This window comes from Rhodanobacter sp. FDAARGOS 1247 (genome assembly GCF_016889805.1).
Taxonomy (GTDB): domain Bacteria; phylum Pseudomonadota; class Gammaproteobacteria; order Xanthomonadales; family Rhodanobacteraceae; genus Rhodanobacter.
Genome location: NZ_CP069535.1, coordinates 736,687 through 750,955 on the forward strand (window position 1 = coordinate 736,687; position 14,269 = coordinate 750,955).

Below are 14,269 nucleotides of genomic sequence, written 5' to 3' on the forward strand. Positions count from 1 at the left end.
GCCATGAATATCCCGGAGCTCTGCATCCGCCGCCCGGTGATGACCACGCTGCTGATGACGGCGCTGCTGGTGTTCGGCCTGGTTGCCTATCCGCAATTGCCGGTGAACGAGCTGCCGAACGTCGACTTCCCCACCATCAGCATCAGCGCCAGCCTGCCCGGCGCGTCGCCGGAGACGATGGCCTCGGCGGTGGCCACGCCGCTGGAAGGCAAGCTGTCGACCATCGCCGGGATCAGTTCGATGAGCTCGACCAGCGCGCTGGGTTCCACCTCGATCACGCTGACCTTCGAGCTCGATCGCAACATCGACGCGGCGGCGCAGGACGTGCAGTCGGCGATCTCCTCCGCGTTGCGCCAGTTGCCGAAGGAGATGACCACGCCGCCGACCTTCCGCAAGGTCAATCCGGCCGACTCGGCGATCCTGTACCTGGCGATGAGTTCCTCGACGATGCCGCTGACCCAGGTCGACGAATACGCCGAGACCGAACTGGCGCAGCAGTTGTCGATGATCGATGGCGTGGCCCAGGTCAGCGTGTACGGCTCGCAGAAGTACGCGGTGCGGATCAGCGTGGACCCGGACCGGCTCGCCGCCGCCGGCATCGGCATCGACCAGGTGCAGAACGCGATCGCCGACGCCAACGTCAACCAGTCCACCGGCTCGCTGTACGGATCGCGCCAGCAGCTGCCGATCCGCAGCGACGGCCAGCTGCAGCGCGCCGCCGCGTACAACGACGTGGTGGTCGCGTATCGCAACGGCGCGCCGGTGCACGTGGGCGACATCGGCGTGGCGCGCGACAGCGTGCAGGACGACCAGAAGTCCAGCTCGTACAACGGCACCCGCGCGATCGTGCTGGCGATCCAGCGTCAGCCCGGCGCGAACACGGTGGCCACGGTGGACCGGATCAAGGCCGTGCTGCCGAGCTTCCGCGCCAGCCTGCCGCCGTCGGTGAAACTGGAAACGCTGTACGATCGCTCGCAGTCGATCCGCGCCTCGGTCGACGACGTGCAGTTCACCCTGCTGCTGGCCGGCGCGCTGGTGGTGTTCGTGATCTACCTGTTCCTGGGCAGCCTGTCGGCCACGCTGATCCCCGCGGTGGCCCTGCCGATCTCGGTGCTGGGCACGTTCGGCGTGATGTACGCGCTGGGCTACAGCCTCGACAATCTCTCGCTGCTGGCGTTGACCCTGGCGGTCGGTTTCGTGGTCGACGACGCGATCGTGATGCTGGAGAACATCGTGCGTCACATGGAAGCCGGCGTGCCGCCCTACGAGGCCGCGCTGCAGGGTGCCGGCGAGATCGGCTTCACCATCTTCTCGATGACGCTGTCGCTGATCGCCGTGTTCATCCCGGTGATGTTCATGGGCGGCATCGTGGGCCGGCTGTTCCACGAGTTCGCGATCGTGATCAGCGTGGCGATCCTGATTTCCGGCATCGTGGCGATCACGCTGACGCCGATGCTGTGCAGCCGCTTCGTCAAGGCGCACGGCCATGGCGATGCCGACAAGAGCAGGAAGAACTGGCTGGTCGGCGGCTTCGATCGCGGTTTCAACGCGGTGCAACGCGGCTATGGCGACAGCCTGCGCTGGTGCATGGACCGGCCGCGGCTGGTGCTGGCCGCGTTCGGCCTCAGCCTGCTGGCCACCGCCCTGCTGTTCTACGTGGCGCCGAAGGACTTCATCCCGGCCGGCGACAACGGCACCCTGCACGTCAACACCGAGGGGCCGGAGGATGTGTCCTTCGACGGCATGCTGGCGCGACAGCAGAAGCTGGTCGACATCGTGGCGGCGGACCCGAACATCGCCGGCTACATGTCCAGCATCGGCGCCGGCGGCTCGCGCAGCACGGTCAACAACGGCTCGATCCTGCTGCTGCTGAAGCCGGCGAACCAGCGCAAGCTGGACGTGGACGGGATCACCGCCGAGTTGCGCCGGAAGCTGGCGGCAGTCACCGGCATCCGCGCCTATATCCAGAACACGCCGGCGATCCGCATCGGCGGGCGCCAGTCCAAGGCGCAGTACCAGTACACCTTGCAGTCGATCGACATGCCGGCGCTGTACGACTGGAGCGGTCGGGTCACCCGTGCGTTCGCCGCCTTGCCGGGCTTCGAGGACGTCACCAACGACCTGGACCTCAACAGCCCCTCGATCGTGGTCAAGGTCGACCGCGCCAAGCTGGCGCCGCTCGGCCTCACCATGGCCCAGGTGCAGACCGCGCTGGGCATCGGCTTCGGCGAAAACCAGGTCTCCACCATCTACGGCTCGTCAACCCAGCACTGGGTGATCCTGCAGGTCGAGCGCAAGCTGCAGGACGATCCCTCGGTGCTGTCTCAGCTGTACGTCACCTCGGGCAGCGGCGCGCTGGTGCCGCTCAGCGCGGTGGCCAGCTTCAGCCGCGAACCGCAGGCGCTCACCGTGAATCACCAGGGCCAGCTGCCGGCGGTGACGGTGTCGTTCAACCTTGCCCAGGGCGTCAGTCTCAGCGACGCGGTGGCCAGCATCGACCGCGCGATGCAGACGATGGGCCTGCCGGCGACCATCAGCGGCAGCGTGCAGGGCACCGCGCAGGCGTTCCAGCAATCCCTGCAGGGCATGGGCATGCTGTTGCTGCTGGCGGTGTTCGTGATCTACCTGGTGCTGGGCATCCTGTACGAAAGCTTCATCCACCCGCTGACCATCCTGTCCGGCCTGCCGGCGGCGGCGGTCGGCGCGCTGCTGACCCTGGTGATCTTCCACGCCTCGCTGGACCTGTTCGCCTTCGTCGGCATCGTGATGCTGATCGGCATCGTCAAGAAGAACGCGATCATGCTGATCGACTTCGCGCTGGAGCGGCAGCGCGAGGAAGGCATGCCGCCGGCGCAGGCGATCTTCGAGGCCTGCCGCGTGCGTTTCCGCCCGATCATGATGACCAGCATGGCGGCGATGGCCGGCACCCTGCCGATCGCGCTGAGCATCGGCGCCGGCGCCGAAGTGCGTCGCTCGCTGGGCCTGGCCGTGGTCGGTGGCCTGATCTTCTCGCAGGTGCTCACGCTGTACCTGACGCCGGTGATCTACATCTACATGGATCACCTGCAGCAGCGCTTCGGGCGCAAGCCGCACGTCGATGCCGCCGCCTTGCCGAACGGATCGCGCTGACGCGTCCTGCCGTGTGGCGAGGGGACTCGCCCGCGTCCCCTTAGGTCCGCCGCGGGGACATCTGCACGGCATCTTTGCCCGTGTTGCGCTAGGGTCGGGCGACCTCAACGGGAGTCATGCCATGTCACGCAACAGCATCCTCGTATCCGCCGTCTTCGTCGCCCTGCTGAACGCCGGTTGTGCCGTTCGCGCCAGCGAGCCGGGCCAGCTGGACGCCGCGGCGCTGCAGGCACAGGCCGCCAGGCCGTGGGACAAGGCCAGCCTGATGCACACGACCGTGGTTCTGGGCAGCTACCGCGGCGTGCCGGTGGTGGCCGAGCATCCCTGTTCGGACGTCTGTCCGCAGTACACCGTGCGGATCATCCACTACCAGCTGCCGGCGGATGCGTCCTGCGCCAGCGTGGGCGGCGTGGAGAAACAGGTGCTGGTGCCGATCGCGATCGCGGTGCGGCCGAAGACGTTCTGCGTGCCCGAACCGCTGGTGGCTTCGGGGGCGTATTACGCGAAGTAGGCGATGCTCCTGCTCCCTACCCCTGCAACGCAGGGGGAGGGTTGGGGAGGGGGTTCGCTTTTGATCTTTGATCCTGCGGAAGAGCAACCCCGCCCCAGCCCTCCCCTGCAAGCAGGGGAGGGAGCAGGGCAGCTCAGTCGCCGGCGCCGTCTTTGGCGAATGCGCCGGGGGCGGAACCGAAGTCGCCGTCCGCCTGGGCGGCCATGTACGAGAACGCGGCGTATACCGCCACGTTCTGGGCCAGTTCCTTCGGGTCGATCTTGTCCAGCGTGTCGGCGGCGGTGTGGTGCCAGTCGAAATACTTCGTGCCGTCCTGGGTCAGCGACAGTGCGGCCATGCCCTTGCCGTGCATCTGCGACAGGTCCGAACCGCCGCCGCCGGGACGCTTGGCGTCGTAGGCCACGCCGATCGGCGCGAGCACCTTGGCGATCTGTTCGATGGCACCGCGTGCCTCGGGCTTGACGCTCGCGCTCATGCGCCAGACCTTGCCCGCGCCGAAGTCCGACTCGGTGCCGAGCTGGAATTTCGCCACCTCGTCCGCGTGCTTCTCGGCATAGGCGCGACCGCCCCACAGGCCCATTTCCTCGTTCGCGAAGGCGATCACCCGGATGGTGCGATCCGGCCGCTGCGGCAGGTCGTGGATCAGCTTGCCGGCGGCCATCGCGATGGCCACGCCGGCGGCGTCGTCGATCGCGCCGGTACCCGGGTCCCACGAATCCAGATGGCCGCCGATGGCGACCACCTGGTCGGGATGCTTCGCGCCGGTGACCTCGCCGATCACGTTGGCGCCGGTGTATTCACCCTCGATGCCGCAGTCGAGGTCGAGCCTGACCGTCACCGGTTTGCCGTAGGCCAGCACGCGTGCGAGCTGGTCGGCATCGGGGTTGGATATCGCGGCGGCGGGGATCGTCTTGGCCGGATCGCGGAAGCCGGTCACGCCGGTGTTCGGCGTGCGGCTGTGCGGGTCGGTGCCGGCGGTGCGCAGCAGGTAGCCGACGGCGCCCTTGGCCTGCGCGATCACCGGACCTTGGGTGCGGATCGGCGAGCCGACGCCGTAGTCGTGGCCGTCCCGGTAGCGCTGCATGCGGTAGTCGACGAACACGATCCTGCCCTTGATCGTGGCCGGGTCGGCGGCCTTGAGCGCGTCGAGGCTGTCGAACTTCACGACCTGCGCGGTGAGCCCGCCCTTGGGCGTGCCCGGCGAATAGCCCAGCGCGGTCAGCACCATCGGCTGCGGGAACGGCGACACGATCGCGCCGTGCTCGCTGCGGCGCACCCACTTCGGGTAGGTCACCGGCTCGGTGTAGACCTTGTCGAAGCCCAGCGCCTTGAACTTGGCCACCGCCCAGTCCACGCCGCGCTGGTCGGCCTCGCTGCCGGCCAGGCGCGGGCCGACTTCGGTGGTCAGCGACGTGACGATGCGGTAGCCGGTGTCGTCGTGCATCGCCTTGTCGCGCAACTGTTCGGCCGTCTTTACGGCCGTGGCGGGAATCGTGGTGTTGGCGGCGCTGGCGATGCCGCTGGCCAGCAGCAGGCTGGCGGCGAGCAGGGTGAGGGGAAGACGGCGCATCGGGAGACTCCGCGGGGGAAACCCCGATTATGGCGCTCAGGTCAGGCGGCGCTTAGGCCAGAAGTCATGGGTGGCGGGGGTGGGGAACGGGGAACAGGGAACAGGGAACAGGGAACAGCGAGAGCGATGCGGCTTGGGCTTCCGCTCTTTGTTCCCCGTTCCCGCTTGTCCGGTCAACCCGGCCGATTCTTCAACAGATCGCGGATCTCGGTCAGCAGTGCCACGTCGGCGGGCGGGGCAGCCGGCGCTTCTTCCTGCTTGCGGCTGAGCCGGTTGATCGCCTTGATCACCATGAAGATCGCGAACGCGATGATGATGAACTGGATCAGCGTGTTGATGAAGGCGCCGTACTGGATCGCCACCTCGGCCACCTTGTGCGCCGGGTCGCTGGCGTCGGCCGGCTTGAGCACCCACTTGAGCTGGCTGAAGTCGATGCCGCCGGTGAGCCAGCCGATCGGCGGCATGATGATCTGGTCGACCAGGGAGCTGACGATCTTGCCGAACGCGCCGCCGATGACCACGCCGACCGCCAGGTCGATGACGTTGCCGCGCATGGCAAAGGCCTTGAACTCGCTGAGCATGCTCATTGTCTGGTACTCCCTTGATTTGGCCGATTGGCGGGTCGAATGTAGCGCAACCCGCCGGGCTCAGGGGTTGCCGCCGATCACGCGATGCGCCCGTCGAGCGCTGCCACGCCGACCAGTTCGGCGTGAAAGCGGTCGCCCCGCTGCAGGGCGGCGACACCCGCGGGCGTGCCGGTGAAGATCAGGTCGCCGGGCTTCAGTTCGAACAGGGTGGACAGCGCCGCGATGATCTGCGGCACGCCGTGCACCATCTCGCCCAGCCGGGTCTGCTGGCGCAGCTCGCCATTGACGGTGAGCCGCAGCACGCTGTCGTCATCCAGTGCCGCCTCGTGTGCCGGGCGCAGCGCCGACACCGGCGCGGAATGATCGAAGGCCTTGGCCACGTCCCACGGGTGACCTTTCGCCTTGGCCTGCGCCTGCAGGTCGCGGCGGGTCAGGTCCAGCCCCACGCCGTAGCCGAAGATCAGCGAGCCCGCCTGTTCCGGGGCGATCTCGCGGCCACCGCCGGCCAGCGCCACCACCATTTCCACTTCGTGGTGCAGCTCCGTCGTCATCGAGGGATAGGGCACATCCGCACCGTCGCTGACCACCGCGTCGGCCGGCTTGCAGAAGAACATCGGGGCGGACTTGTCCACCACCGCGCCCATCTCGCGGGCGTGCTCGGCGTAGTTGCGGCCGATGCAGAACACGCGGCGGATCGGAAAGCGCTGGTCGCTGCCGATGATCGGCAGGCTGGGGACGGCGGGAGCGGCGATGGCGTAGGTCATGCGGCAAGCGTAGCAAAGGCGGCCCTGTCGGCGCAGGCTGCGGAGCAGGCGCGGGAGTCGGGCTGTCGATCCGCCACGGTCCCGTTCGTCGACAGACAGTGGGGCGGATGACAGCTGTCACGTCCGATGATTGATGCCGGCTCATGGCGACGCCCCGGCGCGTCGTTCAAGCTTGTCTCATCGGAAACATGGCCTGGAATGCGGGAGTGGATGTGGACAACACCGAGCTGCTGAAGGAACTGCGCATCGAGCGCCATCAACGCGAGGAACACGGCGGTGGCGGCGCCCGCTGGCCGTGGATCGTGGCCGCCGGGCTGGCCCTGGTCGTGCTGCTCGGCGGTGCCGGCTGGTTCTGGCTGGGCCATCGCGCCGTGCCGGTGCAGACCGCGACGGCGGTGGCGGCCAGTGCGGACAGCGGCGCCGGCGCGGTGCTGCAGGCCACCGGTTACGTCACCGCCCGTCGCCAGGCCACCGTGTCCGCCCAGATCACCGGCACGCTGACCGCGGTGCTGATCGAGGAAGGCGACCACGTGAAGCAGGGCCAGGTGCTGGCGCGTCTTGACGACAGCGGCTACCGGGCCAACCTCGCCGCGGCCCGGGCCCAGGCCGACGCGGCGCATGCGCAGGTCGCCCAGTACCAGGCGCAACTGGCCCAGGGCGTGGCCGATGCGCGGCGGCTGCAGTCGCTGGTCGGTCGCGGGCTGGTCTCGAAGCAGAGTGCCGAGCAGGCGCAGACCCAGGTGGACAGCCTGCGTGCCCAGCTCGGCGCGCAGCGCCAGCAGGCCAAGTCCGCCGATGCGCAGGCCGCCGTGGCCCAGGTCAATTTCGACTACTGCGTGGTGCGCGCGCCGTTCAGCGGCGTGGTCACCACCAAGGACGCGCAGGTGGGCGAGATCATCTCGCCGCTGTCCGCCGGTGGCGGCTTCACCCGCACCGGCGTCGGCACCATCGTCGACATGAGTTCGCTGGAAGTGGACGTGGACGTCAACGAGGCCTATATCGGCCGGGTCAAGCCGGGCATGTCGGCCGAAGCCGTGCTGGATGCCTACCCGGACTGGAAGATTCCCGCCCGCGTGGTCGCCATCGTGCCCACCGCCGATCGTGGCAAGGCCACCATCAAGGTGCGCGTGGCGCTGGAACAGAAGGATGCACGCGTGGTTCCCGACATGGGCGTGCGGGTGTCCTTCCTGGAAGAGCGGCCGGATGCCGCCGCGCCGGTCCCGCAAGGCGTGCTGGTGCCGGCCACGGCGATCGTGCAGCGCAACGGCCGCAGCGTGGTGTTCGTGGTCGACGGCGGTGCAGTGCGCCAGCGCACCGTCAGTCCCGCGGCGCAGGCCCAGGGCGAGTTGCGCCTGCTGCCGGCCGCGGTGAAGCCGGGCGACAGCGTGGTGCTGGCCCCGCCAGCCGACCTGCACGACGGTTCGGCCGTCCAGACGAAAGCGGCCACGCCATGAGTCATGAACAGATGTCCTCTTGCGGCGGCCTCCGTCGCGACCGTCACGAAGCCTTCGGAGAAACAGCATGGGCACCCTGATCGATATCCAGAACCTGGCCAAGACCTATGAGCGCGGCAAGCAGAAGGTCGAGGTGTTGCACCACGTCAACCTGGCGATCGCCGAGGGCGACTTCCTGGCCCTGATGGGCCCGTCGGGTTCCGGCAAGACCACCTTGCTCAACCTGATCGGCGGACTCGATACGCCCAGCGCGGGCAGCATCAGCGTGGGCGGCCAGCGCATCGATCAGCTCGGTGGCGGCGCGCTGGCGAAGTGGCGTGCGTCGAACGTGGGCTTCATCTTCCAGTTCTACAACCTGATGCCGATGCTGTCGGCGCAGCGCAATGTCGAACTGCCGCTGCTGCTGACCAAGCTGTCGGCTTCGCAGCGCCGGAAGAACGCGGCGATCGCGTTGCAACTGGTCGGCCTCGCCGATCGCGCCAGCCACAAGCCGAGCGAACTCTCCGGCGGCCAGCAGCAGCGCGTGGCGATCGCCCGCGCGATCGTCTCCGATCCCGAGCTGCTGGTCTGCGACGAGCCCACCGGCGACCTCGACCGCCAGTCCGCCGAAGACGTGCTCGGCCTGCTGCAGCAGCTCAACCGCGAACACGGCAAGACCATCGTGATGGTCACCCATGATCCGAAGGCGGCCGAATACGCCAGCCATACGCTGCATCTGGACAAGGGCACGTTGGTCGAGCAGGGAGCGCTGGTGTGATGGGCTTGCGGCGAAGAGCGACCCCACCCCGGCCCTCCCCTGCGATGCAGGGGAGGGAGCGCAGCGGCTTTGCCCCTCCCCCTGCTTGCAGGGGGAGGTTGGGAGCGGGTAAGGCTTTTGACCTTGCGATCAAGAGCGACCCCACCCCAACCCTCCCCTGTAAACAGGGGAGGGGGCTTTACGCGCACTTCTCCGGCTTCCGCGTCGCCGTGCCGACGTGGCAGCACCGTGATCCGCAGAGGATTCCATCATGAAATATCTCCACCTGATCTGGGCCGCGCTGTTCCGGCGCAAGACCCGCACCATCCTCACCCTGGTCTCGATCATCGCTGCGTTCCTGCTGTTCGGCATGCTCGACGCGGTGCGCACCTCGTTCGACCAGGCGGGCAAGAGCGCCAATGGCGCCGAACGCCTGCAGACCGGCTCGAAGCTGTCCTTCATCCAGACCCTGCCGTCGTCGCTGGAGCTGCCGATCGGCAAGGTGCCCGGGGTCAAGGCGGTGGCCTATGCGAACTGGTTCGGCGGGGCCTACCAGGACCCGCACAACCAGATCTTCAGCTTCGCGGTGAGCCCGAACTACATCGACCTGTTCCCCGAGGTCGAGGTGCCGGCGGCGCAGCGCAAGGCGTTCGACGAGACCCGCACCGGCGTGCTGGTCGGCGAGGACCTCGCGGCGAAGTACCACTGGAAGGTCGGCGACAAGCTGCCGCTGCAATCCACCATCTTCCCCACCCATGACGGCAGCAAGAACTGGTCGTTCGACATCGTGGGCATCCTGCATCCGAAGGACAAGAACGCCGGCGGCATGTTCAAGCAGCTGATCCTGCTGCACTGGAAATACTTCGACGACAGCACGCCCTACAACCGGGGCGCGGTGGGCTGGTACGTCAGCCGCGTCAGCGACGTGAACCAGGCCGATCGCGTGGCCAAGGCGATCGACGCGATCTCGGCCAACTCCGACCACGAGACCCGCACGCAGACCGAACAGGCCGCCACGGCGAACTGGATCAAGCAGCTGGCCGACATCGGCCTGATCGTCAGCTCGATCATGGGCGCGGTGTTCTTCACCCTGATGCTGCTGTCGGGCAACACCATGATGATGGCCGTGCGCGAACGGACGTCCGAACTGGCGGTGCTGAAGACGATCGGCTTCTCCAGCACCAGCGTGCTCGGCATGGTGCTGGCCGAATCCGTGCTGCTGTTGCTGATCGGCGGGGTGATCGGGCTGGGCATCGCCACCGCGCTGATTCCCGTGGTGGCGGCCGGCAGCGGGCTCGGCCTGCCGCCGGTCGGTGCGGGCAACTGGGTGCTCGGCATCGTGCTGATGGCCGTCATCGGCCTGGTGGTGGGAGTGATTCCCGCGGTACGCGCGATGCGCCTGAACATTGTCGATGCACTGGCCGGCCGCTGAGGAGATCACCATGAACAAGTTCGGAAATTTCATGATCGGCTTGGGCCTGGTCGTTGCGCTGGTGGTCACGCTGGGCATATGGGTGCGCCTGCCATGGCCGGCGGTGCTGGGGCTGGCCGTGCTGTTCGCACTGTGGATGGCGCTGACCCGACAGGGCCGCCAGGCATCCTCGGTCACGGCGGTCGGCGTCAGCACCTTGCGCCAGCGGCTGGGTTCCTCCTCGGTGATCGTGATCGGCATTGCCGGCGTGGTCGGCGTGCTGGTGGCCTTGCTGGCGATGGGCGAGGGCTACAGCGAAACGCTGCGCAAGACCGGCAGCACCGACACCGCCATCGTGATGCGCGGTGCCTCCGCGTCGGAAGTGATGTCGGTGCTGGAGCGCGACAACGTGGTGGTGATTCCGCAGGTCGCCGGCATCGCCCGCGACGCCCAGGGCAAGCCGATCGCCTCGCCGGAGATCGTGGTCGCCGCGAACCTGCAGCTGAAGGGCGGCAGCGAGGACGACGTCGGCAGCGTGCAACTGCGCGGCATCGGCGACGAGGCGTGGACGGTGCGGCCGAACGTCAAGGTCGTCGCCGGGCGCAAGTTCAATCCGGGCATGCATGAGCTGATGGTGGGGCAGGGCGCCCAGCGCGAATTCGCCGGCCTCGAGGTCGGCCACCAGGTGAAGCTGGGCAACCAGCTGTGGACCGTGGTCGGCCAGTTCGCCTCCGGCGATGCGCTGGATTCGGAGCTGTGGGCCGACGCCAACGTGGTCGCCGATGTCTATCGCCGCGGCGGCAGCCGCAACTCGGTGACGCTGAAGCTGGCCGACCCGAACGGCTTCGACGCGTTCAAGGCCTCGCTCGAAGCCGACCCGCGCCTGAAGGTCGACGTCGACACCACCCTCGACTATTTCAGCAAGCAGTCCGAAGGCACCAGCAAGATGATCCAGGGCATCGGCATCACGGTCGGCGTGATCATGGCGATCGGTGCGATCTTCGGCGCGCTCAACTGCATGTTCGCTGCCGTCGCCGCCCGCGCCCGCGAAATCGCCACGCTGCGCGCGATCGGTTTCCGCGGCACGCCGGTGGTGGTGGCGATCATGCTGGAAACGATGCTGCTGGCGCTGATCGGCGGCCTGCTCGGCGGCGCCCTGGCGTGGCTGATCTTCAACGGCTACACCGCCTCCACGCTGGCGGCCGGTTCGGTGGGCAAACTCAGCTTCGAGTTCAGCGTCACCCCGGCGCTGTTGTGGAGCGGCCTGAAATGGGCGCTGGCGATCGGCTTCATAGGCGGCCTGTTCCCCGCCGTCCGCGCCGCGCGCTTGCCGGTGACCACGGCGCTGCGCGAGCTTTAGGGCGAAGAGCGGGGATTGAGTGGAGAGGAGTGAGGAGTGAGAGAGAGCAGAGCGTGCATGTGGCAGGTCGTCCCTCACCCTGTAGGAGCGCACCGAAGTACGCGATGTCTTCCGTCACGTGACGAAGAGCTCGTGCACTTCGGTGCGCTCCTACAATTTCGATGAGCCTGGATGTGGACGTGCTGAAGTGGGCAAAAGCGTGCATGCGGCAAGCTTTCTCTCACTCCTCACTCCTCGCTTTACGGCATCACCGGCGGCACATAATCCAGCGTCATCCCGAGCAGCCACAGCATGCCCAGCACCAGCGGCACGTGCACCACCAGTTGCACGAAGGTATAGCCGACCACGTCGCGGGCTTTCAGCCCCAGCACGCCGAGCAGCGGCAGCATCCAGAACGGGTTGATCAGGTTCGGCAGCGCCTCGGCCGCGTTGTAGACCTGCACCGCCCAGCCGAGGTGCACGTGCAGGTCGTTTGCCGCCTGCATCACGTACGGCGCTTCGACCAGCCATTTGCCGCCACCCGATGGCACGAAGAAGCCGAGGATCGCCGAGTACGCGCCCATCACCGCGGGGAAGCTCTCGGTGCCGGCGATATGCACGAACAGGTTCGACAAGCGGTGCGCCAGCGTCGAGCCATCCGCACCGGGTACGTGGGTCAGCAGGGCGGCGATGCCGCCGTACAGCGGGAACTGGATCAGCACGCCGGCGGTGCTGGGCACCGCGCGATGCACCGCATCGAGAAAGCTGCGCGGGCGCCAGTGCAGCAGGATGCCCAGGGTCAGGAACAGGAAGTTGTAGGTGTTGAGGTTGGCGATCGCGCTGATCGCCGGCTTGCTGGCGAACTCGTGGCCGAGCCAGCCCAGTCCCAGCAGGCCGATCGCCAGCGACAGCAGCGGGCTGTATTCCAGCCATTCGCCCGGTCGCGTGCGCGGCGGCAGGGCCGGGGTCGATGTTTCACCGACGTCGAAGTCCTGCGCGGTGCGCGCGTTCGCGTCCGACGGCGCGGTGAACCAGCAGACCAGCAGCGACACCACGATCAGCACCGCGGTCAGCACGATCGACTGCCACAGGAAAATCGTCTGGCTGAAAGGCAGCACGCCGGTGATCGCCAGCAGGCCCGGCGGCATGCTGGCCGGATTCGCCTGCAGTTGCGCCGCGGACGACGACAGCCCCATCGCCCAGATCGCACCCAGGCCAAGATACGCCGCCGCACCGGCCGCGCGGTAATCCATGCGCAGATCGCTGCGCCGTGCCAGCGCGCGCACCAGCAGGCCGCCGAACACCAGCGAGAATCCCCAGCTGAGCAGCGACGCCAGCATGCTGACCAGGGCGATGTAGACGATCGCGCCGCGCCCTGTGCGCGGCGCCCGCGCCAGCACGTCGATGAAGCGCGCCACCACCGGCGCGGTGGCCAGCACGTAGCCGCCGATCACCACGAAGGCCATCTGCATGGTGAACGGGATCAGGCTCCAGAAGCCGTCGCCGAACGCGCCGACGGCGGCGCCGGGTGTCGCGCCAAAGGCCAGCGCCACCAGCGCCACCAGCACCACGCCCAGCGCGGCAAACACCCACGCATCCGGAAACCAGCGCTCCGCCCACGCCGCACTGCGCAGCGCCATGCGCGCCATCCAGCCATCCCGTCCCGCATTCATGTCCAGCCCCCAGCATCAATAAAACGATGCAACGCCGCCCCGCGGCGTTACATTCGCCCTTCCCCCTGCAAGGCAGGGGGAAGTTGGAAGGGGGTAAGCTTCTGACCTGAGCTCGGACGAAGAGCCCCCCTCAACCGAAGTCCTCCCCACGGTTGCCCAACACCATCAACGCTTCTGCTTCGCCAGCGTGATCACCACCAGGCCGCCCAGGATCACCGCCATGCCCAGCAGATCGTACGGTCCGAGCTGCTCGCCGGCCAGCAGGATGCCCAGCAGCACGGCGACCGGCGGATTCACGTAGGCATAGCTGGTAGCCAGCGCGGGACGCGCGTGCTTGAGCACGTACAGGTAGGCGCTGAACGCCACGATCGAACCGAACACCGCCAGATAGATCAGAGCCAGCGTGGCATGCATCGTGGGATGCGCCGGCAGGCGTTCGCCGCTGAGGAGGCCGAACAGCAGCAGCGCGACGCTGGCGGTCAGCATCTGCGCGGCGGTATTCATCGGGCCTTGCGGCATGTCGCGTCGACGGCTCCAGGCCGAACCGAACGCCCAGCACATCGCCGCCACCAGCAACGCGATCGCGCCGAGCCGCGAACCGGACAGGCTGCTGCCCAGGTTCAGCACGATCACGCCGACGAAGCCGATCACCAGGCCGACGCTCTCGCGCCGGTTCGGCCACTGTCCGTACATGCCGGTGAACAGCGCGGCGAACAGCGGCATGCTGGCCACCGCCACCGCGGCGATGCCCGAGCTGACGCGCTCCTCGGCAAAGCACACCAGGCCATTGCCCATGCCGAGCAACAGCAGTCCGGTGAACGTGGCGTTGCGCCATTGCAGCGGCGTCGGCGCCGCCATGCCGCGCCAGCGCAGGAAGCCATACAGCGCCACGCCGGCTCCCAGGAAACGGATGCCCGCCAGCAGGAATGGCGGATAGCTTTCCAGCGCGAACCGGATGCCCAGGTAGGTCGAACCCCAGATCACGTACAGCGCCAGCAGCGACAGCGGAATCAGGATGCGGGGATCAGTCAGGCTGCGCGGCCTTGTGGCCGCGGCGGAGGCAGAGGTGTCGTGCATGGGGGCGGATCGTGTGGG

11 protein-coding genes are annotated in these 14,269 nt (G+C 67.9%); 6 read left to right on the forward strand and 5 right to left on the reverse strand.

The window, feature by feature from the left end; translation table 11 throughout:
* Window positions 1–3 precede the first annotated feature (3 nt).
* Together I6J77_RS03215 and I6J77_RS03220 are read left to right on the forward strand one after the other, a co-directional pair.
* Complete coding sequence (locus I6J77_RS03215) at window positions 4–3,129, forward strand: efflux RND transporter permease subunit (protein ID WP_204110540.1); 3,126 nt, start codon at window positions 4–6, stop codon at window positions 3,127–3,129.
* A gap of 121 nt (window positions 3,130–3,250) precedes the next feature.
* Window positions 3,251–3,640, forward strand: a complete 390-nt coding sequence (locus I6J77_RS03220; RefSeq protein ID WP_204110541.1) for a hypothetical protein — start codon at window positions 3,251–3,253, stop codon at window positions 3,638–3,640.
* A gap of 133 nt (window positions 3,641–3,773) precedes the next feature.
* Here I6J77_RS03220 and I6J77_RS03225 read toward each other — a convergent pair whose 3' ends face one another.
* From I6J77_RS03225 to I6J77_RS03235, 3 genes are all read right to left on the reverse strand, one after another.
* On the reverse strand, window positions 3,774–5,210 hold the full coding sequence (locus tag I6J77_RS03225; protein ID WP_204110542.1) for a M20/M25/M40 family metallo-hydrolase: 1,437 nt from the start codon (window positions 5,208–5,210) through the stop codon (window positions 3,774–3,776).
* A 173-nt stretch (window positions 5,211–5,383) separates the two neighbouring features.
* Window positions 5,384–5,797 carry a large-conductance mechanosensitive channel protein MscL gene (gene mscL, locus I6J77_RS03230; protein WP_204110543.1) on the reverse strand — a complete coding sequence of 138 codons (414 nt, stop codon included), beginning with the start codon at window positions 5,795–5,797 and terminating at the stop codon, window positions 5,384–5,386.
* 77 nt (window positions 5,798–5,874) lie between these two features.
* The gene (locus tag I6J77_RS03235) at window positions 5,875–6,561 is read right to left on the reverse strand and encodes a fumarylacetoacetate hydrolase family protein (protein WP_204110544.1); all 687 of its coding nucleotides are present in this window, start codon (window positions 6,559–6,561) and stop codon (window positions 5,875–5,877) included.
* A gap of 188 nt (window positions 6,562–6,749) precedes the next feature.
* Here I6J77_RS03235 and I6J77_RS03240 point away from each other — a divergent pair, with 188 nt between their 5' ends.
* The 4 genes from I6J77_RS03240 (at window position 6,750) to I6J77_RS03255 (ending at window position 11,522) form a co-directional block, all read left to right on the forward strand.
* Window positions 6,750–8,015, forward strand: a complete 1,266-nt coding sequence (locus tag I6J77_RS03240) for an efflux RND transporter periplasmic adaptor subunit (RefSeq protein ID WP_204110545.1) — start codon at window positions 6,750–6,752, stop codon at window positions 8,013–8,015.
* Between the two features lie 67 nt (window positions 8,016–8,082).
* Window positions 8,083–8,772, forward strand: coding sequence for an ABC transporter ATP-binding protein (locus I6J77_RS03245; protein WP_204110546.1), 690 nt, complete (start codon window positions 8,083–8,085; stop codon window positions 8,770–8,772).
* 250 nt (window positions 8,773–9,022) lie between these two features.
* Window positions 9,023–10,183, forward strand: a complete 1,161-nt coding sequence (locus tag I6J77_RS03250; protein ID WP_204110547.1) for an ABC transporter permease — start codon at window positions 9,023–9,025, stop codon at window positions 10,181–10,183.
* 10 nt (window positions 10,184–10,193) lie between these two features.
* Window positions 10,194–11,522: an ABC transporter permease gene (locus tag I6J77_RS03255; RefSeq protein WP_239309174.1), complete on the forward strand. Its 1,329-nt coding sequence runs from the start codon at window positions 10,194–10,196 to the stop codon at window positions 11,520–11,522.
* A 239-nt stretch (window positions 11,523–11,761) separates the two neighbouring features.
* On the opposite strand, the gene I6J77_RS03260 is transcribed toward I6J77_RS03255, so the two are convergent.
* Both I6J77_RS03260 and yedA read right to left on the reverse strand, forming a co-directional pair.
* Window positions 11,762–13,150, reverse strand: coding sequence for a short-chain fatty acid transporter (locus I6J77_RS03260; RefSeq protein ID WP_204111383.1), 1,389 nt, complete (start codon window positions 13,148–13,150; stop codon window positions 11,762–11,764).
* A gap of 189 nt (window positions 13,151–13,339) precedes the next feature.
* A complete protein-coding gene (gene yedA / locus I6J77_RS03265; RefSeq protein ID WP_204110549.1) occupies window positions 13,340–14,251 on the reverse strand; it encodes a drug/metabolite exporter YedA in 912 nt (303 codons plus the stop codon).
* Between the last annotated feature and the right edge of the window lie 18 nt (window positions 14,252–14,269).